The following is a 19588-nucleotide window of genomic DNA, read 5'->3' as shown; positions in this document are numbered from 1 at the left end:
CGTTCCGCTCGCTTCTTCGTGGTTGATCACGTCACCAGAGTGCGGTGACCCCGGCCGTGGCCAGACCGAGCGCGGTGCAGAGACCGAGGGTGCGCAGGACGCTCCACTTGAGCCTGAAGATCATGACGAGCACGGCGAGATGGAGCCATCCTTTCGGCCGTCGTCGCCATGGTGCTGCTGGCCGCGGTCACCCGGGGTCGCCGTCCGGCGGTGATCGTCACGGGGGTGCTGGCCGCCGCGACCGGACCTGTCGCGTGGAACGCCATCCTGCGCGCCGCACACGGCGACCAGTTCTTCACCGACGCGCCCATCCCCGTCTTCCCGGTCAGTTGGCAGGACACCGGATCGGGCGTCTTCGCGTTCGCCGTCGCGACCGTGGCCTACGGCCTGGCCCGCTTAACTCCGAGCCCGCAAGCATCACGGCCGGATACGCGCTGTTTGCCGGCCTGGTGGCGTTCCTCTTCGACATCTACCTCTACTGATGCTCCGCCTCTGCTGAACTGCGCGACGAACGGGCCCGGTGGTCGCCTCCATGCGCCGGAATCGCCGTATTCGCGCCGGAGTTCAGCAGCGGTACGGCATGATGGACCGGACATGCTGGCCCATCTCGAACCCGACCACTCGACGGGCGGCACCGCCGCCCGTGCAGTCGGTCTTGCCCTGGCAGCCGTGGTCCTGGCCGCTGGCCTGCATCACGCTACGACGGACTCGTCCCTGTCCTGGCCGGCCCTTGGGCTCGCCACGGCGGTGCTGGCCGTGTGTGCCTATCCCGTCCTGCGCGCCGGGGCGAGGAGCCGCAGGAGCGTACTCGCCCTGGCCGCCGTGCAGGCGCTGTTGCCCGCCTGGCTGGAGCTCACGGACACCGACATTCCCACCCCGGCGCTCGACGACCACCTGCGGCTGCCGTCCGCCTGGCACCACAACCCGCTCATGATGGCGGCGTTGAACTTCCTCGCGGCGCTCGCCCTGGTCTACGTCTTCCGCGGCGCCACCGGTCTGCCCGTCCGACTGTCGTACGCCGTCGCCGCGACCGGACGCCGTGCCTGGGATCGCCTGCTACACGTCATCGGCCTGGTCCTGCGTCTGACCGGCACTCCGCTCGCGCGGCCTCCGCGCCCGCCGCTGCCCGTCGTGGCTTTGCCACAGCCACGCGCCCTCACGGTGTTGCTCTACCGCGTACAGCCCTGCGCACCGTAACCGCACGGCACTCCACCGCACCCACAGGTCATTTCGCACGCCCTTGGCTTCGGCGTGCCTTCCCTGACATCGGAGTGTCCGCAGTGTCCGTATTTCTGGAAGCATCGCTCTGGGCTGCCCAGAGCAGCCAGGTCCTTGACGCCGATCACTCGATCCTCGGCGCCGACCAACCGTATGTCCCGCAACAGCCCGACGAGAGCAACCGCCTCGTCGAATTGCTCACTTCGGCACAGGCCGTGCTCGGCATGGTGGTCGTACTGATCGCGGTGACGCTGCTGGTGTGGCAGGTGTGGTCGAGCAGGCGAGAGGATCGTGAGGAAGGGAGGGAGGGGGAGGGGCGCAAGGAGTCGGGACCAGCGGGGTAGGTGAAATGGGTTGTCGGGCGGGGATTCAGTACCGGTCCAGGCGGTGCGCGTACGGGATCGGTAGACCTGGTGTGCCGCCTCCGGGGAACCACGCCATGCAGAGATCTCGGTACCGTGGGGGGATCGGGACGCCGTGCGCGTATGCGTCATTGAGCTTCTTCAGATCGGCCACCGATCGGGTGATGCGGCTGAGGTGTCGACCACGGTCATCGCGCTCGATCCTGCTGGTCGACCGGAGGTCAACGACGGACCCACCGTCACTCTCCCGGGGCGCAGTTGAAGAAGCTCATTAATCGACCAGTGGCCAAGAAGCAGTCGAACGAGCGCCTTGTCATCGGGGAGCAGGTCGCCCCGTTGTAGCGCGTCGTACGGCTTCGTCCGACTGCTGAGCGGTGGCTCGGCGCCGTAGCTCCGGTTCGAGCTTCCGCAGCAGTTCCCTCCGGTTGAGGATGGCGGCCAGCATCCCGCCGCTCGGCATAAATCTCTCCTGGTAGACGCAGCCCATGGAGCGTGCCACCCGGCCTACGAGGCTGTCGGTCGGCTCGAGCACCCTGAATTCGCTCAGGCGCATCTGCCAGCCGAGGCGGGCGATGGTGATGAGCAGCCGGCGCGCAGCGGCGGCATCCGCGGCCACCAGTTCATCCACGGTCAGTGAAACCAGGGGGTCGCCGAAGGCGCGGCCCGCGAGTACGGCATAGCCGACGACAGTGTCATGGGAGCGCACGACCAGTGTCTGCGACCCGGGCTTCCATGTGGTGGAGGGAATGAGCCGGTTCCAGCCCGGGTGCCGCTCGTGGGTCCAGGGCCGCTGGGCGTGCGCGGTGTTGTACAGACGGATCATCGCTGGAAGATCGGCTGACGAGCCGCTGCGGGCCTCCGGGACAGCCGCGCCCAGATCGCCTCCTGCCGCGCGTTCGACGTTACGTACGGGGATGACCAGGTGGCCTTCGGAGACGGCCGTGACGAAGCCGAACTTCTCGTAAACCCCCTCGATACCGTCGGACACGAAGGCGACGTCCACCCGCTGCGCCATGCCGAGCAGCGTCTGACGGAGGAGTCGGCTCATGTGCCCTTGGCGTCGGAACTCGGGCAGGGTCTCCACGCCACCGAGGCCTTCCGCGGCAACGGCCACCGCACCGAATCGATGCTGGAAGGACAGCACCTCCAGCTCGGCGACCGGTTCGCCTCCATCGGTCCGCGACCGGCAGTAGCGCACTGGCAGACTGCGCACTTCCTGGCCCACGACTTCGGTGTAGCTGGTCCTTGGCTCATGGTCTGACACGGAACGTCTTCAGCCTCCCGATCGCATTGCTGTGCCGTCATTTCCCGTGAAGATCAATTACGCCGGTGAGCGTACAGACCCTGGTCGGTAAGCTCACTCCCCGACTGCGTCAGGAGATGCCGTCCGCATCGGTTGGCGTGTAGTGCCTCAGGAACGTGACCGCTCCCTGTGCGATCAGCCGGTCGCGCGGGTCGGCATCGCGTTCGGTGCCCTATGCGCTGAAGGCCAGGTGCGGATACAGCGCCAGTGAGCAGAGCTGGATGATCGCCACTTCCAGATCCGGAATGGCGAGTCGGCCCTTGCCCACGAGTTGCTGGAGTGCGCCAGCCATGGCGGGGTGGTGGCGTCCGGGGGCCTGCTCCTGCCAACCCATGCCGAACTCGGGGAAACGGTGTAGTTCGCGGGTGACGAGGTTGCGTGTGGCCAGGCCGCCGGGTTGTTCCGTATGCCGGTGGCGCGGGTTCGGCGACCGGAACCGGCGGCTTCGACAGCGCCTTCAGCGCCGCCGTGGTTGCAGTTGCCGGCGAGGGCGGCCGGAGGTCTCCGGCCGCCCTGCCTGGCCAGGGGCTGTCAGCTCGCCCAGATCACGAAGGTGACCACCGACTTGCCGTTGCCGAAGTCGCGGACGTAGGTGTCACCGCCGGAGGAGTGCGCGACGCGCTTGCCCCAGCTCGCCTTGTCGTTGCCGACGGCCGGCGCGGCTGCGGCGGACAGGCCGACCGTGCTGGTCGAGTCGGTGTGTGCGTAGATGGAGGCGAGTTCGTTGTAGTCGTGCGTGTTGGGGTGGAGGTTGCTGGGTGGCCCGTCGGGGTTGTTGGTGTAGTCCATGCAGGTGCCCAGGTTGGTGTTGGTCTGGGTGGTGTCCTGGTGGTCCAGGCCGAAGGTGTGCCCGACCTCCTGGCACGTCACCATGGTTCTCCAGGACGGCGTGTTGTACGTCGAGGTGTTGAAGTAGGTGTCGTTGAGCTGGACGGTGCCCGAGTTGATGTGGGTGCCGCTGCTCAGTGTTATCGAGGCGAGGCCCAGCCAACCGTTGCTGCCGTACGTTCTGTTGCACACCTCGACGCGGCCGGTGGTGGCCCGGCAGCTGCTGTTGGACTGTCCGGTCACGATGGTGGTGTCGAGCACCGAGGACGAGGACCAGTCGGACGAGGCGGTGCTCAGGTAGCTCGTCCAGGTCGAGCTGAGGTTGTTGCCGAGCTTGAGGGTGAAGGGGTTGGAGGTACGAGCCCAGTGGTAGCCGCCCCAGGAGTGGTTGGCCTGGGCGGAGGTACTGAACGTCAGCGTGGCGGCGACCGCGGCGGTGACGGCGGCGAGCAGCTTCATGCGCACGAGGGGTCTCCTCAGTGGTTGGGGTGAAAGCCACATGCGACCCCGGATGAGCCCCTTCGTCGTCGGCGCAGCCAGGATCGCGAACTACCGTGCAGGTGTTGCGTTGGTGACTGATCGTTCGACCGGACGGCATGCGACACGGGCATGCCAGTGGGGCTCCAGTCGGCCAGAGGTAACAACCGCTAAGTAGATTAGGGGATCAGTCGTTGATTTGTCATGTGCACGGCTCGCGGAATCCGTCGACTGTCGCGGTCCGCATGCCGAGGCCGACTTCACTGCGAAGAAGGAACGCGCCGCGCGCAGGCAAGAGCCCGCTCACGTAGGGGAGTTGTGTCGTGCGGTCGGGCGGGGGCGCACCCTGGCGGCTGCCCGGAGTGCGCGGCCTTCCCGCCAAGGTGTCCGTGCCTCAATGCGTAATGGAGCCGGCCAGTACGTCGAGCACGGGTCCTCCGGCGAAGCCGAGACCCAGGGAAACGGCAGCGGACGTGTACGCGACGATGCGCGCCGTACGGTCGCCGTCGGCGGGGACGAAGGAGCCGCCTCGGGAGGCCGCGGGCACGATCCAACGCAGGTAGTAGAAGAGGGACGCGACCGTGTTGACGGCGGCCAGGACGGCGAGCCAGGCGTAGCCGCCGTCGAACGCGGCGCTGAACGCCTCGAGTTTGCCGAGGAAGACCGAGGTGGGTGGCGTCCCGAGGAGGCCCAACAAACAGATGACAAGGCTCGCGGCCAGCAGCGGACGCTCCTTGGCGAGCCCACGGTAGTCGTTCAATGTGTGCGCATGGGGGAGGGCGCAGACCACGGCGAAGGCGCCGAGGTTCGTCACCGCGTATGCGGCGAGGTAGTACAACAGAGCCTGCTGAGCGAGGCCCGAGCGGCCCGCGACGGCCACCGGCAGCAGCAGGTAGCCGACCTGGCTGATGGTCGAGTAGGCGAGCAGCCGTTTCACGTCCTGCTGGAAGAAGGCGCCGAGATTGCCAAGCGTCATGGACGCGGCGGCGAGTACCGAGACGAGGGCCGCCCACGGCAGAGAGCTGTTGGCGAATACGGCGTCGCCGAGCCGGAAGAGAGCGGCGAGTGCTCCGATCTTCGGGAGGGTGGTGAGCAGCGCCGCGACCGGGGGGCTGCTGCCCTGCACGGCGTCGGGCACCCAGAAGTGCGCCGGTACTCCGCCGGCCTTGAACAACACGCCGGCCAACAGCCCGACCGCCCCCGTGGCGACGAGCGCCTTGGGCGCGTCGCGGAACGCCTCCCCGAGCATCGGGTAGCCGGTGCCGCGCCCGGTCGCGTACAGGATGGTGATGCCGGCCAGCAGCAGGACGCCCAACAGGGCGCCGATCACGTAGTACTTGAGGGCGGCTTCGGTGCCCGGCCCGTCCTTGCGGAATCCGGCGAGCGCGTAGGCGGGGATGCTCGCCAGGAGATACGCGGCGGCGAGCAGCAGCAGGTCCTGTGTGCCGGCCATCATCAGTGCGCCGAGGGCGGCCAGTTGCGCCAGAACGTAGAACTCGCTCTCCCGTGCGTCTCCACGCAGGGAGTGGAAGGAGACGCCGAGGACGAGAAGTGTGCTGCCGAGGATGACGATCCGGGACGCGTTCGTCACCGGGTCGATGGCGAAGGCCTCGCCGAAGGCGGTCGTGGCGGGGCGGGTAGCGGCCACTGCTGCGGCGGCGATCCCGGCCGCACAGGCGACGGCGGCCAGCAGACCCACGATCCACTGCCGAGCGCGTGGCAGCCAGGAGCCGAGCAGGAGGCCGAGCACGGCGGAGGCCGCCAGGAGCACTTCAGGGAGGAGGTCGAGAGGGTTCTCGTTCATCTCGGTCATCGGGCGAGCAGCTCCAGGACGGAGCGTGAGGCTGGCTCGATGACGTCGAGCAGGAAGCGGGGTGCCACACCGAGGACGACGGCCAGGGCGAGGAGCGGGATGACGGCGAGGCCTTCGTGCGCGCGGATGTCGGGAAAGGCGCGGGGCGTGCCCGGTGCGTCGGGCAGGCGTAGCGGTCCCGTGAACACCTGCCGCAGCGCGCGCAGAAACAGCCCGGCGGTGAGCAGGATGCCGAGCACGGAGAGGGCGGTGGCCAGCGGGCGTGGCCCGAGACTCCCGGTGAAGATCTGGAACTCGGCGATGAAGCCCGAGAAGCCGGGCAGGCCGAGTGAGGCGAAGGCCGCGATGCCGGTCATCGCGGCGAATGCCGGTGCCACGGCGGCGACTCCCGAGTAGGAGTCCATGTCGTACGTCCGCCCGCGCTCGTACAGCACTCCGGCGAGGAGGAACAGCGCGCCAGTGAGCAGTCCGTGGCTGACCATCTGCGTCACCGCTCCGGTGACGGCCAGGGATCGGGCCTGCGCGGAGCTGTCGGCTGTCGTGGCAGCGGCGCCGACCGCGAGGACGATGTAGCCCATGTGGTTCACGGAGGTGTAGGCGACCATCCGTTTGAAGTCGCTCTGTGCGAGGGCTACGAGGGCGCCGTGGAGGACCGAGAGGACCCCGATGACCACGAGCACGAGGGCGTAACGGCGCCAGGCCTCGGGGAGCATCGGCATGGCGATGCGGATGAAACCGTACGTGCCCATCTTCAACAGGACCCCGGCGAGGATCGCTGATCCGGCGGCGGGTGCCTCGACGTGGGCGAGCGGCAGCCAGGTGTGGAAGGGCACCGTCGGGGTCTTCACCGCCAGGCCCACGACGATGGCCAGCAGTACGAGGCCGCCGTACACGGAGCGGCCGGCGAGGGGGTTCTGCCGGGTCAGCTCGACCATGTCGAAGGTGTGCGGCGAGGCGGCGAGGTAGAGGCCGATGAAGCCGAGGAGGAGGGCGAGCGAGCCGATGAACGTGTAGAGGAAGAACTTGAGGGCTGCTCGGGCGGCCTGCCGGTGCCCCCAGCCGGCGATGATGAAGTACATCGCCACGATGGACAGGTCGAAGAAGACGAAGAAGAGGATCAGGTCGAGGGCCGCGAACAGCCCCAGGCAGGTCGTCTGGAGGAAGAGGAACAACGCGGCGAACTCGCGGATACGACGGTTCTCCCGCAACGAGTACAGCGCGCACGCCAGGAACAGCAGACAGGTCAGAGCGAGCAGCGGCAGGGAGAGTCCGTCGACGCCGACGTGGTAGCCGACGCCGGCACTCGGGATCCAGCGGGCGCGCTGCTCGTACTGCATTCCACCGGCGGCGTCGTAACCGGCCCACACGCCGATGACCAGCGCGAGTTCGAGCGCCGACGTCAGGAGCCACAAGGCGCGGAAGACGCGCGGAGCCGTACCGCGCGGCAGGGCGAACAGCAGCAGCGCGACGGCCGTTGGCACGAAGACGAGGGCGGTCAGCAAGTAGGTCACCTCACGAGGACGAGCACGACGGCGAGGACGGTGAAGGCGGCGACGGCCTGGGCGAGGTACTGGTGCAGCTGTCCGGTCTGCGGGCGGCGCGCCAGGCGGCCGAGCGCGCGGGTACCGGCGGCGACCGCGGTCACCGTTCCGTCTACGGCACCCTCCACGACACTGTCCGTCCAGCGGGCGAACCGTACGGTGGCCACGGCCGAACCGTCGACTGCGCGGTCCAGGATCCGGTCGTCGAAGGCCGCGGCGGCGCGTGCGAGCCGCAGCACCGGTGCGACCAGGAGGACGTGCGCGGCACGCTCCAGGAGCAGCCAGTCCGCGAAGCCCGACTTCGCTCGTGCGGGCAGGGGCAGCGGGTGCGTGTTCCAGGCCCAGGTGACCGCGGCGGCCAGCAGAGCAACAGCCCCGGAGAGCAGGAACTCCCAGGGGTGCGGGGACGGTTGACCTGGGGACGCCAGCACGCGCCCGGCACTGTCACGCAGCGGAGGGAAGGCCACCGGCGTCAGCGCGACGCAGGCCAGGGCCAGCAGGGCAAGGGGCCACACGGCACCGTCCGGGATGCGGCGCGCATCGGGCCGCGGAACCGCCGGCCGCCACACGAACCACAGAGCCTTGGCACTGTAGACCGCCGAGAGCAGGGCGGCGGCCAGCCCGGTGGCGTACAACCAGGGGCTGGCCTCCAGGGCTCCCGCCAGCAGGACGTCCTTGGCGGCCCACAGTGACAGCGGTGGAAGCCCGGCCAAGGAGAACGCGCCCACGGTGAAGGCCACGCCGGCCGTCCGGTTGTGGCGCGCGGCGCCGAGCAGCTCGGGAAGCTGTTGGGTGCCCAGCGCGGTCAACCACGCCCCGGCAGCCAGGAACAGCAGACTCTTCGCCGCCGCGTGGGCGATGAGTTGGAGTGTGCCGCCGGTCGTCGCCCCGGCTCCGGCAGCCAGCACCATGAAGCCGATCTGCGCGCAACTCGACGCGGCGAGCAGCTGCTTGAGGTCGGTCTGCGCCACCGCGACCAGTCCGAGGCAGAGTGCGGTGGCGGCGCCGGTCCACGCGACCACCTCGTCACCCCAGCCGGAGGCGTCCAGCAGCGGCCCGGTCCGCAACAGCAGATACGCCCCGGCGACGACCATCGTCGCGGAGTGCAGCAGCGCAGAAACGGGGCTTGGGCCTTGCATGGCCTTCGACAGCCAGAAGCTGAACGGAAGTTGGGCGGACTTGCCGAAGGCGGCGGCGATGATGCCCGCGGTGACGAGGGAGAGCCAGGGGTCGTCGGCGCGGGCCAGCCCGTCGAGCGAGAGCGTCGCGTCCCGACCGCTCGCGAGGGCGGCGCCCGCTGCCAGGTAGAGGCCGAGGTCGGCGGTACGGGTAGTGAGAAACGCGGTGTCTGCCGCGCTCGTGCGCTCAGGATCCCGCCACCAGTAGCCGATCAGCGCCCACGAGGTGGCGCCCATGACCTCCCAGCCCATCAGCAGCACCGGAAGAGTCGCGGCTGTGACGGTGACGAGCATGCTTCCGGCAAAGAGCAGCATCAGCCCGAAGAAGCGGGCCCGTGCCTCGTCCGGGCCGAACTCCGCGGCGCTGAAAAGGAGTACGGCGAGGGTGACCACGGTGACCGTCACGGCCAGCAGCCCGGAGAGTCCGTCCACGGCGAGCCGCACGGGCAGCCCGTCCAGGAGCGGCGCCTGCGCGACCGGGTGCCGAAAGGCCGCCGCGATGGCGAGTCCCATGGCGGCGGCCGCGACGGTCAGCGCCCAGCCGGGTGCCACGCGGTCAGCTCTCCGCCCCGCTACCAGCAGCAGGACACCACCACCAAGTGGTACGGCGACGAGGGCCCACAGCAGGGCGCTCATTCCTTCAACTCCGCCGCCATGTCGGTCATGTCGATCTCCCGCGACCGGAACAGAGCGGTGACGACGGCGAACCCGATCGCCATCTCCAGGGCCATCGCCGTGACCACCACGACGATCAGCACCTGACCGTCGGAGACCGCCGGGGTGATGTAGTGCCAGGCGGCCCCGGCGGCCAGGATCACCCCGCCCAGCATCAGTTCGAGACCCATCATCAGCATCACGATCGACTGCTGGGTAAGGGCTCCGAAGAGCCCGACACAGAAGAGCACCGCGGCAAGCAGCAGGAACAGTTCCAGGTTCACCGGCCGATACCGCCTCGTACGGGATCGTCCGCGTGTCGGGCCCGCAGATCGTCGCCGAGCCGGTCGTAGCGCCCCCGTCGAGTGGCCAGAACCACGGTGGCGACGATAGTGGCGAAGAGTGCCATGCCCAGGGTCATCATGGTGAGCATCTGCGGTCCCATGAGCGACATGCCGAGATCCATGGTCGGATCGGTGGGAGCCTTGCCCCGGCGTGCGGGCCAGGGCGCGAGCAGGATCCCAGTGGCGAGCAGAGCGAACACCAGGGCGCAGACGACGGCCGCACCCTTCTTGTTGTGCATCATCGTCATGGGCATGAGCCCGGCCGGGTTCATCATGTACATCACCATGAAGACGGCCATGATGGCCATCTCGATCGTCATCATCAGCACGATGACGACGCCCAGGTAGTCGAGCCCCAGCAGGACCACCAGGCCGCCCACGGACAGCAGCGAGGTCAGCAGGGAGAACGTCGCGCGGGCCATGGAGTCGAAGCGGAACACCATCGTGCCGCTGACGACCGCCAGAACGGCCAGCACCCAGAAGACCGCGACACCCATTTACCTACGACACCTCGCTCTCGACGAAGACTTGACGGACCTCATGGACTTCACCGGTTGACCACCACCACGGCCACGACCAGCGCCTGCACGATGGCCAGCGGAGTCAGCACGACCCAGGCCAGCTCCACGTAACGTTCCATGCGCAAGGCCGGAACCTTGCGCCGTCCCCAGACCAGAACGGTCAGTACAGCAGCGGTCTTCAGCACCGTCCACGTCCAGCCCGGCAGCAGCGGCCCGTGCCCGCCGCCCAGGAAGAGCGGGACACTGAACGCCGAGGCGACCACCAGTAGCAGCCACCGGCCACCGAGGAAGAGCACGCGGTCCGCGCCGGACAGTTCGGCGACCGCGCCACCGGCCACGTCCCGCCCGGCGGGTTGGTCAAACGGCCCCCAGAACGCCATCGCCATGGCGCTGAGCAGATAGATCCCGAAGGCCACCGGCATCCACACCGCGAACCACAACCCCGCCTGTGCGTCGACCACTTCACCGACCCGCAACGACTCCGCCCCCAGAGCAGCCGTGGTGATCGCGAGCATGTGCGGCAGTTCGTACGCCAGCCCCTGCGCGAGGAACCGGTAGCCGCCGATGAGCGAGAGAGCCGAGTTCGGTCCCCAGCCCGCCAGCCACACCGCCGCCCAGGCCAGCGACTCCATCGCGTTGAACCAGACGATGCCCTCCGGCAGATCACTCACCGACCGGAAGCCCAGCGGTAGAACGACGCCGGCCAGGATTGCGGCCACAGGCAGGAGCGCGGTTCCGATCCGGGTCAGCGGCACATCCGACGCCCGCGTTCGCCGAGGCTGCTGGACGAGGTGCCGCAGTGCCTCGCGGCCGGGCCACGAGGCGCGGACGGCTGCCTCTCGCAGCGACGCGGAGCGCCCGCTCCGAGCCCCGGCGGACAGCACCGCGTCGAACCCGGCCGCCACCAGGGCGACGATGACCAGCAGGACGGGCAGCACGAAGACCGTCCACAGCGGAGCGCGCTCAGCCATGGACCATCCCCGCTGCAGATACGTGATTCAGCTCGTCGAGATCCGGGTCGAGGCTCGCGACGATGATCCGCGCACACGCGAACTCGGCGCCCTGCAGCAGACCGGGCAGGACGTTCAACAGCGCCTGTGAAGCAGGCACCGCACCCACAACCTGTCCGCGGGGGCCGACGGCCCGGGCCGCGTCGTCGAGTACTTCCAAGGCGTCGACCGCTGCCGCGCTGCGTCCGACCGCGTCGAGCCACGCGAGCATGCGGTCGTGCGCGTCTCCGTCGGCGACCAGCGCGGGACCGGTCACGCCGTGATGCCGCGCATGCCCGGCAGGCAGCACTCCCAGCCCGGCGGTGAGCCAGCGCAGTGTCCGCGACCGCTCGGCCCGACGAGTCAACGGACGTACGAGAGCGGAGAGTTCGGCCGCTGTGGCCCCCGCGAGGGCGCGATCCCGTGCGTACCGTGCGCGCGCCGCCATGTCGCCCCAGCCGGCCACTGCGAAGAACCTGCCCAGGCTGTCCAGATGCGCGGCACACAACCGTCGTGCCGCGTCACCCCGCGGAATGCGCTCGCCTGTGGCGGCGCGCAGGAACGGTTCGCTCCAAAAGGGCGGTTGAGGGGGCGGAGGAGCGGTCACCCGCTCGACGGTGGCCTCTTGTACGACGTCACCCTGCAGGGCAAGTCGAAGTACCAGCCCCGAGGGCCAGTCGGGGAGCACAGGCCCCAACGGCACATGCAGGAGGTCCAGTCGCAGTCCGTCGCGGTCATCAGCCCGATCCGCCATGGGCAGTCCGTCCACGACTCCCATGTCGTGTCCCGCGTGACCGTCATGCCCACCGTGCATGTCGTGGCCGCTGTGCCCGTCATGGGCCTCATGCCCGCCATGCCCGCCGTGTGCCTCGTGTTCGCCGTGCTCGTCGAGATTGCCATGGCCCTCGGACTGACCGTGGTTTTCGTGGGCACCACGCTGATCAGGGCCGCCTTCGCCATGTCGCCCCTGATCAGCATGGCCCTCGTGCGCGTGGTGCCCCGTATGATCAGCGGCCGCCGGTCCGCCTTGGGCGTGGGAGGCGTGTCCACCTTCGTGATTGTGCGCTTCGTGCATGGTGGGGCCAGGGTCACTGGTATGCGGCGTTCCTTCACCGTGTTCGTGATGACCATTCCGGTTCTCGTGTGAAGCATGGTCCTCATGCCCACCGTGGCCGTCGTGGTCACCGTGTGCCGCGCGCTCGCCATGGGATCCCTGACCGTGATGACCGCCGTCCTGGCCGCTCGCCGAGGGAGCCGGAAGTCCTCCATGGCCAAGTTCAAGCATCCCGCGATCGAGTGCGGCGGCGACCTGCTCCGCATCCGCGATCCGAACCCGCGCCTTGGGCGCCGGAATGCCACCCCACACGTTCGCGACCCAATTGCTCCCGTCGGTACCGGGGTCGCCCACGACCACGAGTAGATCCGCGTCCGCCGGCACGGCGACGCACGGCCATCCCCGCCGTGCCAACTCGGCCTCGGCCGCAAGACGTTCCCTCGTTGCCCCGGGGCACACGGCCAGCAGCACTCCTGGCCGAGACATCGCCACTCGTACGAGCCTGCGCCTCAACTCCACCGGAAGGCCCCCTCCCGCCAGGCGTAGCCGACACCGGCGAGCAGGATGCCCAGGAACAGGAACATCTCGACGACCGCACTCGTGCCGACCGCCGAGACCACCCGCGTCCACGGATACATGAACAGCATCTCCATGTCGAAGGCGAGAAAGACCATCGTGACCGGATACCAGCGCACGTGGAACCGGGACAGTGCGTGCTCCTCCGGTTCGAGCCCTCCGCTGAAGGGGCCGGTCGGCAACGGCTCACGGATCGCTCGTACGGCGATCGAGACGGCGTGCAGGAGAACGATCGCCGCGACGACGAGCACGAGGAGCACCAGCACCGGCTGCCAGTCGGATCTCTCCACGCGGTCCCTTCCCGTGATAGGCCCCTCACCCGGCCACCGCCGCGAGGCATCATGTCAACCTGCCGCTGTCGGCGGAATGTGCGACACCGCGATCAGCTTCGATTCCTTGTTCAGTGCCCAGGAGGCGGCGGCCGAAGCGTCTCAGCCGACCTCGATCCGCTGCTCCATGCCCAGCCCTTTGTGGCCGCTCACGGGACAGTACATTTCGTAGCTGCCCTTCTTGAGCGTCACAGTCACTGATGCCTTATCACCACCCTGGATGGTCTTGGTCTTGGCCTCCGACACACCGGGCCCCTCGACTTCCAGAGCGTGCGCAACCTTGCCGGCGTTGTCCGCTGTGAAGGTGTACGTGCCCGGTGCGAAGGAGGTGCGGGACAGATTCAGTGCGTACTCGGTCTCGGTGACCGTCACCTGGGTGCCCGAGCCGGTCTTGCTCGTGCCGGCGCTTTCCGTGCCGCTCCCCTGACTGCCCCCACCCCCGCTGGAGCAGGCTGCCAGGACAAGAGCGGCGGAGAACGCCAGCGCGGTCGTACGGAGTGCGACTCGTGTCGAGATCGCCATGTGGCTCATCCCCTTCGGGGTCCACTCGACCAGCGCCGGACTTGTATCCGTCTGTGGCGAGAGGTCCTCTATGGGAGATACGGATGCAAGGTGTGCTCTGTTCAGGAAACGGAACGGCATCAAGGCTACGATTTCGCGTCCATGACGCCCGCCCGCCAGAGCCCGATGACGGCCGCCAGCATGCCACCCGCGAGGTAGAAGACGGAGTGGCCGCCGGGGAGCACTTCGAGGTCGCTGAACTCCTCGATCCAGTTCACCACGACGACCGCCAGACTCAGCCAGAACAGGGACCATCCGAAGATCCGGTTCGGCACGGACCGGGTGTGCAGCTTCCCGACCCTGAGTTTGTTGTGCTTGATGCTGTTGCTGCTCATGCGCTCGCCTTCTCTGCTTCGAGGGTGTCCGCCCGGGTGCCTGTCGTTGAGATGTCCTCCACGCCCGGTCGTCGCCGGGCCGAGATCATCAGGTAGGCGACGGCGCCGACGAACACGACGATCGAGGTCCAGTCGTTCAGTCGCAGGCCCAGGAAGTGGTGTGCCTCGTCGATCCGCAGGTACTCGATCCAGAACCGGCCGACCGTGTACGCGGCCACGTAGAGGGCGAAGGTCCGCCCGTGGCCCAGGGCGAAGCGCGCACCTGCCCAGATGACCAGAACCGCGACGCCGACGTCCCACAGCGACTCGTAGAGGAAGGTGGGGTGGAAGGTCGCCACGTCCGCGTAACCCGCGGGCCGCTTGTCCGGGGAGATCTGCAGGCCCCAGGGGAGGGATGTGGGCCCGCCGAAGAGTTCCTGGTTGAACCAGTTGCCCCAGCGTCCGATCGCCTGCGCGAACGCGATGCCCGGCGCGACCGCGTCCGCGAACGCCGGGAACGGGACGCCATGCCGACGGCACCCGATCCAGGCGCCGAAGCCGCCCAGCGCGATGGCGCCCCAGATGCCGAGACCGCCCTCCCAGATGTACAGGGCCTTGATGGGCTCGCCGCCTGCGCCGAAGTACGCGTCCGGGCTGGTGATCACGTGGTAGAGACGGCCGCCCACGATCCCGAAGGGCACCGCCCAGAAGGCGATGTCGGCGATCGTTTCCTTCTTGCCACCGCGCGTCACCCAGCGCCGAGTGCCGAGCCAGACGGCGACGAAGACGCCCAGGATGATGCAGAAGGCGTACGCCCTCAGCGGGATCGGTCCCAGATGGAGGACCCCGGTGGAGGGGCTGGGCAGTACAGCGAGTTCCATACACGCACTATAGAAGATGCAGCTAAGTAGATTAGTAAATGATGGGTCATTGCTCGGGACGGTCGGCGGATACCTCCACGCGGACGCCGGGGTGGCGGATGCGTCCCAGGGGCAGGGCGGGACCGACGGGTGCCGGCGGCCCCGGCCGTCGGGCGAGGTAGCAGCCGCGCGGCGAGAGCGGAGGGCCAGGGCGCATGTATCACGGTGAGGGTGGACCTGGGGCGCCACCCTCGGACCGCCAGGATCGGCAGTGGCGGTGGTTGCCCAGGAGCAGGGCGAATGTCGCGCCGCGGCGCGCGGTGAGGCGGGGGCCAATCCTCACGAAGGAACTCGGCAGACGTTCGCGGTACGCAGCCGTCGCACGAGCGCGTGGACCAGCAGGGCGACGGACGCCAGCGCGAGTACGGGCTGTACCGGCGCGAAGTACGACAGGGCGCCGCTGACGCCGATGGCCAATACCACGATCTTGTTGCAGATCGGGCAGCCGACCGCGAAGGCGGACAGCAGGCCCGCGCCGATGGCGCGAGTGGTGCGGGGGCGTTCGCGCGGCGCGGTCTCGGGGGCTTCGGCCGCGCCGATGCGTACGTACGTGGCCACGAGGAGTCCCTCAAGTGCGGAGCTGACCAGCCAGACCGGGTAGTTCCACCACAGGACCGGGGTCATGCGTGTGTAGACGGGGGTCGGCACCACTCCGGTGGGGACGCCGATGACGAGTGCCGCGAGCACCGTGACCGCTGTCGCCACGGCCCATCTTCTGGCGGGCCAGGTGCGCATGGGGCTCACTCCTCGTGATCGGGCCGCCGACCGGCAGGCCTGGCGACGGGGGGGCGCCTTTGGTCGGCCCCCGGTCGGCGGCTGGCCGCCATCCTAGATTGCTAATGGCCTTAGTAGCAATGGCGGCCTGACCGTCCGCCGCGGTGGGGTCGGGTGGCGCGGTTCCCGCGGGCGAGTGCGCTCATGCGCTGCTGGTAGGAGCGTCTGTCGATCCGGCCGCGCAGAAGGAGGTCCGTGCACCACCGCTCCTCGGCCTCCAGGGCCGCGCGCCGTCCTCGAAGTCGGGTGAAGGGAGGTCGGCGGGCATGGTGCGGGGTGATCAGGCGCGTTGTGTCGTAGAGCGTGGCGGCGCAGAGCAGTGCGGCGATCATTACTGCCGTCGCGGCCAAGGGGCTGTGGGTCTCTGGCTCAGTTCCGCAAGGGCTGGCGGATGTCCTTCTGGGCGGTGGTGCGTAGCTCGGCGAGTTCCTGGCGCAGTTCGGCGAGCTCGTTCCGTGTCGGGTCGGCTGGCCGCGACGAGTGCGAGCCCCCGCGCAGCATGGCCCACATCATCAGACCCATGCCGATCGGGCAGGCCAGGAGAAGCAGTGGATACAGGGACTGGGGCATGGGGACCTCCCGGTGGGCGCCAGCCGCGCGTGGAGCCCGGCAATGACCTATCTACTAAGTAATTTAGATTATTTGGGCGAGTTGGTGCCAGCCCCGGGTAGGAGACGCAAGGCTCACAGAGGCAGATGGAACCCGGTGATCAGCGTCTGCAGTCGGGCGATCAGCTGCCCCCACCAGCCGGTCACCTGCATGGCGCCCACCCCCACCAGCAGCACTCCGCCGAAGCGCATCACGGCTCGTGCGTGCCGCCGGGCCCAGGTGAAGCGCCGCATCGCACCGTCGAACGATGCCGCCGCGAGCAGGAACGGAATGCCGAGGCCGAGGCTGTACGTGAACGACAAGGCGGCCCCGCGGCCCGCGCTCGCGCTGTCGGCGGCCAGGGACAGGACCGCCGCGAGGGTGGGGCCGATACACGGTGTCCAGCCGATCGCAAAGAGGGCGCCGAGCAGCGGCGCGCCCGCAAGCCCCGCGCCGGGCCGGAAGGAGGGCCGCCAACTGAACCCGGCCCACGGCAGCTTGTCGAGCAGACCGGCGAAGACCAGGCCCAGCACGATGGTCAGCGAGCCCAGCACGATGCCGAGCGTGCGCTGGTGCGTCAGCAGTGCCGCGCCCGCGCCGCCGAACAGCGCGCCGTAGCTGGTGAAGACGGCAGCGAAACCGACCACGAAGAGCAGGCATCCGGCCAGGACCCGCCACCGGGCGGCTCGCCTCGCCGTCTCGGCGGCGCCGGCGCCGGACATCCCGGCAACGTAGGAGAGATAACCCGGGACCAGGGGCAGGCAGCAGGGAGAGAAGAAGGAAAGGGCTCCGGCGGCGAGCGCCAGGAGGAGAGCGAGGGCGAGCGGACCGGCCATGACCGTTTGCCCGACGCCGGCGGCGAGCGTCACTTGGCCGCACCTCCGCCGTTCTTCTCCGACTTCTCCGCGGCGAGGCCCTTCACCAGCTCGCTCAGCGTTGTGTACGTGGTCGGGCCGATGATCCGGGCGGCGATCCGCCCGTCGCGGTCGATGAACACGGTGCTGGGGACCGCCGACAGCGGAATGCGGCCGTTGAAGCCCAGGAGCAACTTGCCGTCGGGGTCACGGAAGCTGGGATACGTGATGCCGTAGTTCCGCTCGAAGGCTCTGGCCGCGGCGTCGTTGTCGCGTGTGTCGACGCCGACGAACCGCACTCCGAGGTCGCGCGTCTCGGCGGAGGCTTTGTTCAGATCGGGGGCCTCGGCGCGGCACGGTGCGCACCAGGAGCCCCAGACGTTGAGCACGATCACCTTGCCGTGCAGGGTGGCGAGGTCGAGGCGGTCGCCGTTGATCGTCCTGCCGCTGATCATCGGAGTCGTGGACCGCTTGCGTGCCGGGTACTGGGTGAGTGCCTGCTGGCTGCTGGAGCCGGCCGCGTTCTTGGCGCCCGGCGAGCCGGATGAACCGGATGTCGTGCCCGTCCCGCATGCGGCCAACAGCAGAGAAGCCGCGACCAGGCCCGCTGCCCGTCGCGGGGCCCGTGCCCGGTCGGCGACCCGATTCGTCGGCGGTCCTGTGGGGGCGGATTGTGTGTGGGGTGCCGAGGGGGCCACGGCTGTCTCCTTCGCCGGCGGCTTGGTCAGAAGCTTCTAAGTAGATTAGGTAAGCCCCTCGAATGACTTTGACCCGGGGTCCCGCAAGGTTGCTCAAAGGCGATGCGCAGGCCTCCGAGGCCTCGAGACAGGGGCTCCATCGTTGTCGTCCGATACCCGCAGGGGCAATGCCGTGACTCTGCTGGTGATGTTGGTAAGTCGCTGACGGCTGTGTGCGTGCGGGGTGGTGTCATCGGTGGAGGTGGTCGCGGTGTCCCCGCGGCCGGAGAGTCGGCAGCGAATCCCGGCACGGACAGTGCGAACGGCGTGTCCAAGGGAACCCCGGCGATGCTTATCCGGGACCGGTTGGATGTCCTGTTCGAGGACGAGGAGTTCGCTGGCCTGTGTCCGGACAGCGGCAGGCCGGGGTTGTCGCCGGGTCAGCTCACGCTGGAGGATGCGGGGTTCGACCACTCGGGCCTGCGTGAGTTTAGGGCCCGGCCGGCCGAACAGGCCGGCGCCGCCGACCGGTTGCTGCAGTTGGTGCTGGACCGGCTGAGAGGCCTCCTGCTAAGGGCCGGGGCCCGACAGCGCACCGACGTCTACTCGGTCTTTCAGCAGATGCTCGGAAGCGAGGGCCATCGCAGAACGGAGGATATGACCGATCAAAGTAGGCTTAACTACTGTACAACTTAGTTGATTCGATGTTGTGAAGCTGCTCTGACGGGAGATCGATGGTGGGATTTCGCAATGAGAGCTGGAGCGTAGTAAGGGCAGGTTCCGCCCAGGTGCGTCCGACGGTCGCGGATCCAGAGGCGTCCGGTCGTGACGGACGTGTCCGTTTCGACGATACGTCCTTCGCGGCCTCCTACGCCGCCTCGTATCAGGGCTCGGGGCCCGCTGAGCGGTACTTCTCCTCCAGACTCCACGCGGTCTTCGAGATCCTGGATCGGTGTCCCGGTGGCGATCTTCTCGACGTCGGCTGCGGTCCAGGGATGTTCGTCCGGCGTGTGCTCGACACGCGACCTGGCGATTTCCGGATCACCGCCGTCGACAAGGCGCCCGCCATGATTGCTGAGATCGCGGGCCGCACGGCGGGTGCCGAGGTCGAACTGGCCGTAGGGGATGCAGAGGCGCTGCCGTTCCCGGACGCGAGTTTCGACGTCGTGGTCGCGATGGGGGTGCTGGAGTACTGCGACCCTTCCGTGGTCTTGCGGGACCTTGCCCGCGTTGTGCGCCCGGACGGGCTCGTTCTCGTCAGCATGTTGAACCCGCTGAGCCCGTACCGACTGTTCGAGTGGGGGGTGTATTGGCCGCTGCTTCGGCTGCTTGGCCAGGCCGAGGGTTTACTCGGCCTGCCCCCGGAGCGAAGGCACAGTGTTCCGAAGTCCGGTATCCGGGCGCTCTCGGCTGGGCGGTTGCGGCGGCGGATGCGGGAAGCCGGGCTTTGTCCCGTCGACGTCATCCACTACGATCTGACGCCCTCCGTCCCGCCATTCGATCGGTTCGTGTGCCGGTGGACGCGTCGGCACGAACGACCGGCGGACACCGTTGGCCGGGGTCTCTGGCGTTGGCCAGGGACGGCTTACCTCGTTGCCGCCACCCGCTCTCGATGATGGTCGCGTCGTTGGCTGGGGTAGTTCGACATGGGTCTGACCGGCGTAAAGGGAAGGCTGCTGTGGACCTCCACCGCTCGCCCAGCCCGCAGCTCGT

25 protein-coding genes and 1 pseudogene are annotated in these 19588 nt (G+C 68.6%); 7 read left to right on the top strand and 19 right to left on the bottom strand.

Translation table 11 applies throughout. From position 1 onward, the window contains the following. Nucleotides 1-594 precede the first annotated feature (594 nt). Nucleotides 595-1197, top strand: coding sequence for a hypothetical protein (locus OHT57_RS17335; RefSeq protein ID WP_328747320.1), 603 nt, complete (start codon nt 595-597; stop codon nt 1195-1197). A gap of 83 nt (nt 1198-1280) precedes the next feature. Then, complete coding sequence (locus OHT57_RS17330) at nt 1281-1562, top strand: hypothetical protein (RefSeq protein WP_328747319.1); 282 nt, start codon at nt 1281-1283, stop codon at nt 1560-1562. 331 nt (nt 1563-1893) lie between these two features. Here OHT57_RS17330 and OHT57_RS17325 read toward each other — a convergent pair whose 3' ends face one another. Next, nucleotides 1894-2694 carry a GNAT family N-acetyltransferase gene (locus OHT57_RS17325; protein ID WP_328753224.1) on the bottom strand — a complete coding sequence of 267 codons (801 nt, stop codon included), beginning with the start codon at nt 2692-2694 and terminating at the stop codon, nt 1894-1896. Here OHT57_RS17325 and OHT57_RS17320 point away from each other — a divergent pair. Beyond that, nucleotides 2629-2841: a hypothetical protein gene (locus OHT57_RS17320; protein WP_328753537.1), complete on the top strand. Its 213-nt coding sequence runs from the start codon at nt 2629-2631 to the stop codon at nt 2839-2841. The two genes, OHT57_RS17325 and OHT57_RS17320, sit on opposite strands and share 66 nt — an antisense overlap. 214 nt (nt 2842-3055) lie before the next feature. Here OHT57_RS17320 and OHT57_RS17315 read toward each other — a convergent pair. From OHT57_RS17315 to OHT57_RS17275, 9 genes and pseudogenes are all read right to left on the bottom strand, one after another. Further along, a pseudogene (locus tag OHT57_RS17315) lies at nt 3056-3277 on the bottom strand (TetR/AcrR family transcriptional regulator C-terminal domain-containing protein); the annotation flags it as partial. Nucleotides 3278-3414: 137 nt separating this feature from the next. Continuing rightward, entirely contained in the window at nt 3415-4176 is a 762-nt protein-coding gene (locus OHT57_RS17310; protein WP_328747318.1) for a hypothetical protein, read from the bottom strand. Nucleotides 4177-4582: 406 nt separating this feature from the next. Beyond that, nucleotides 4583-6001 carry an NADH-quinone oxidoreductase subunit N gene (locus OHT57_RS17305; protein WP_328747317.1) on the bottom strand — a complete coding sequence of 473 codons (1419 nt, stop codon included), beginning with the start codon at nt 5999-6001 and terminating at the stop codon, nt 4583-4585. Next, entirely contained in the window at nt 5998-7503 is a 1506-nt protein-coding gene (locus tag OHT57_RS17300; protein ID WP_328753223.1) for a complex I subunit 4 family protein, read from the bottom strand. The genes OHT57_RS17305 and OHT57_RS17300 overlap by 4 nt, the downstream gene beginning before the upstream one ends. A gap of 5 nt (nt 7504-7508) precedes the next feature. After that, nucleotides 7509-9356, bottom strand: a complete 1848-nt coding sequence (locus OHT57_RS17295) for an NADH-quinone oxidoreductase subunit 5 family protein (protein ID WP_328747316.1) — start codon at nt 9354-9356, stop codon at nt 7509-7511. Further along, nucleotides 9353-9658 carry an NADH-quinone oxidoreductase subunit NuoK gene (locus OHT57_RS17290; protein WP_328747315.1) on the bottom strand — a complete coding sequence of 102 codons (306 nt, stop codon included), beginning with the start codon at nt 9656-9658 and terminating at the stop codon, nt 9353-9355. The genes OHT57_RS17295 and OHT57_RS17290 overlap by 4 nt, the downstream gene beginning before the upstream one ends. Further along, on the bottom strand, nt 9655-10215 hold the full coding sequence (locus OHT57_RS17285; RefSeq protein ID WP_328747314.1) for an NADH-quinone oxidoreductase subunit J: 561 nt from the start codon (nt 10213-10215) through the stop codon (nt 9655-9657). Before OHT57_RS17285 ends, OHT57_RS17290 begins: the two co-directional genes overlap by 4 nt. A gap of 50 nt (nt 10216-10265) precedes the next feature. Beyond that, on the bottom strand, nt 10266-11210 hold the full coding sequence (locus tag OHT57_RS17280; RefSeq protein WP_328747313.1) for an NADH-quinone oxidoreductase subunit H: 945 nt from the start codon (nt 11208-11210) through the stop codon (nt 10266-10268). Beyond that, nucleotides 11203-12006, bottom strand: coding sequence for a hypothetical protein (locus tag OHT57_RS17275; RefSeq protein WP_328747312.1), 804 nt, complete (start codon nt 12004-12006; stop codon nt 11203-11205). The genes OHT57_RS17280 and OHT57_RS17275 overlap by 8 nt, the downstream gene beginning before the upstream one ends. Before the next feature lie 12 nt (nt 12007-12018). Here OHT57_RS17275 and OHT57_RS17270 point away from each other — a divergent pair, with 12 nt between their 5' ends. After that, the gene (locus OHT57_RS17270; RefSeq protein ID WP_328747311.1) at nt 12019-12375 is read left to right on the top strand and encodes a hypothetical protein; all 357 of its coding nucleotides are present in this window, start codon (nt 12019-12021) and stop codon (nt 12373-12375) included. Nucleotides 12376-12387: 12 nt separating this feature from the next. Continuing rightward, nucleotides 12388-12648, top strand: a complete 261-nt coding sequence (locus tag OHT57_RS17265) for a hypothetical protein (protein WP_328747310.1) — start codon at nt 12388-12390, stop codon at nt 12646-12648. Nucleotides 12649-12791: 143 nt separating this feature from the next. Here OHT57_RS17265 and OHT57_RS17260 read toward each other — a convergent pair whose 3' ends face one another. From OHT57_RS17260 to OHT57_RS17220, 9 genes are all read right to left on the bottom strand, one after another. Next, nucleotides 12792-13148: an NADH-quinone oxidoreductase subunit A gene (locus OHT57_RS17260; RefSeq protein WP_328747309.1), complete on the bottom strand. Its 357-nt coding sequence runs from the start codon at nt 13146-13148 to the stop codon at nt 12792-12794. 141 nt (nt 13149-13289) lie between these two features. Beyond that, nucleotides 13290-13709: a plastocyanin/azurin family copper-binding protein gene (locus OHT57_RS17255; protein WP_328747308.1), complete on the bottom strand. Its 420-nt coding sequence runs from the start codon at nt 13707-13709 to the stop codon at nt 13290-13292. 125 nt (nt 13710-13834) lie between these two features. Next, nucleotides 13835-14083, bottom strand: a complete 249-nt coding sequence (locus tag OHT57_RS17250; RefSeq protein ID WP_328747307.1) for a hypothetical protein — start codon at nt 14081-14083, stop codon at nt 13835-13837. Continuing rightward, the gene (lgt, locus tag OHT57_RS17245; protein ID WP_328747306.1) at nt 14080-14943 is read right to left on the bottom strand and encodes a prolipoprotein diacylglyceryl transferase; all 864 of its coding nucleotides are present in this window, start codon (nt 14941-14943) and stop codon (nt 14080-14082) included. The genes OHT57_RS17250 and lgt overlap by 4 nt, the downstream gene beginning before the upstream one ends. A gap of 318 nt (nt 14944-15261) precedes the next feature. Next, the gene (locus tag OHT57_RS17240) at nt 15262-15717 is read right to left on the bottom strand and encodes a hypothetical protein (protein ID WP_328747305.1); all 456 of its coding nucleotides are present in this window, start codon (nt 15715-15717) and stop codon (nt 15262-15264) included. Between the two features lie 110 nt (nt 15718-15827). Beyond that, nucleotides 15828-16106, bottom strand: a complete 279-nt coding sequence (locus OHT57_RS17235) for a hypothetical protein (protein WP_328747304.1) — start codon at nt 16104-16106, stop codon at nt 15828-15830. A gap of 19 nt (nt 16107-16125) precedes the next feature. Beyond that, a complete protein-coding gene (locus OHT57_RS17230; protein ID WP_328747303.1) occupies nt 16126-16326 on the bottom strand; it encodes a hypothetical protein in 201 nt (66 codons plus the stop codon). Between the two features lie 113 nt (nt 16327-16439). Beyond that, nucleotides 16440-17213 (bottom strand): cytochrome c biogenesis CcdA family protein, encoded by a 774-nt coding sequence (locus OHT57_RS17225; protein ID WP_328747302.1) that lies wholly within the window; start codon nt 17211-17213, stop codon nt 16440-16442. Continuing rightward, nucleotides 17210-17896, bottom strand: coding sequence for a TlpA family protein disulfide reductase (locus tag OHT57_RS17220; protein ID WP_328747301.1), 687 nt, complete (start codon nt 17894-17896; stop codon nt 17210-17212). Before OHT57_RS17220 ends, OHT57_RS17225 begins: the two co-directional genes overlap by 4 nt. 306 nt (nt 17897-18202) lie before the next feature. Between OHT57_RS17220 and OHT57_RS17215 the strand changes: the two genes are divergently transcribed. Further along, a complete protein-coding gene (locus tag OHT57_RS17215) occupies nt 18203-18571 on the top strand; it encodes a hypothetical protein (protein ID WP_328747300.1) in 369 nt (122 codons plus the stop codon). Between the two features lie 92 nt (nt 18572-18663). After that, nucleotides 18664-19491 (top strand): class I SAM-dependent methyltransferase, encoded by an 828-nt coding sequence (locus OHT57_RS17210; RefSeq protein ID WP_328747299.1) that lies wholly within the window; start codon nt 18664-18666, stop codon nt 19489-19491. Nucleotides 19492-19588 lie beyond the last annotated feature (97 nt).

The organism is Streptomyces sp. NBC_00285, from assembly GCF_036174265.1.
Taxonomy (GTDB): Bacteria; Actinomycetota; Actinomycetes; order Streptomycetales; family Streptomycetaceae; genus Streptomyces.
This window is presented reverse-complemented; position numbering and strand designations above follow the sequence as displayed.

Excerpts from the sequence above, each read along its gene's own strand:
- OHT57_RS17275 (WP_328747312.1), bottom strand. The coding sequence starts at position 12,006 with ATGGGAGTCGTGGACGGACTGCCCATGGCGGATCGGGCTGATGACCGC.
- OHT57_RS17305 (WP_328747317.1), bottom strand. The coding sequence starts at position 6,001 with ATGACCGAGATGAACGAGAACCCTCTCGACCTCCTCCCTGAAGTGCTC.
- OHT57_RS17285 (WP_328747314.1), bottom strand. The coding sequence starts at position 10,215 with ATGGGTGTCGCGGTCTTCTGGGTGCTGGCCGTTCTGGCGGTCGTCAGC.
- OHT57_RS17295 (WP_328747316.1), bottom strand. The coding sequence starts at position 9,356 with ATGAGCGCCCTGCTGTGGGCCCTCGTCGCCGTACCACTTGGTGGTGGT.
- OHT57_RS17230 (WP_328747303.1), bottom strand. The coding sequence starts at position 16,326 with ATGCCCCAGTCCCTGTATCCACTGCTTCTCCTGGCCTGCCCGATCGGC.
- OHT57_RS17335 (WP_328747320.1), top strand. The coding sequence starts at position 595 with ATGCTGGCCCATCTCGAACCCGACCACTCGACGGGCGGCACCGCCGCC.
- OHT57_RS17250 (WP_328747307.1), bottom strand. The coding sequence starts at position 14,083 with ATGAGCAGCAACAGCATCAAGCACAACAAACTCAGGGTCGGGAAGCTG.
- OHT57_RS17280 (WP_328747313.1), bottom strand. The coding sequence starts at position 11,210 with ATGGCTGAGCGCGCTCCGCTGTGGACGGTCTTCGTGCTGCCCGTCCTG.
- OHT57_RS17255 (WP_328747308.1), bottom strand. The coding sequence starts at position 13,709 with ATGGCGATCTCGACACGAGTCGCACTCCGTACGACCGCGCTGGCGTTC.
- OHT57_RS17265 (WP_328747310.1), top strand. The coding sequence starts at position 12,388 with ATGCCCACCGTGGCCGTCGTGGTCACCGTGTGCCGCGCGCTCGCCATG.
- OHT57_RS17240 (WP_328747305.1), bottom strand. The coding sequence starts at position 15,717 with ATGCGCACCTGGCCCGCCAGAAGATGGGCCGTGGCGACAGCGGTCACG.
- lgt (WP_328747306.1), bottom strand. The coding sequence starts at position 14,943 with ATGGAACTCGCTGTACTGCCCAGCCCCTCCACCGGGGTCCTCCATCTG.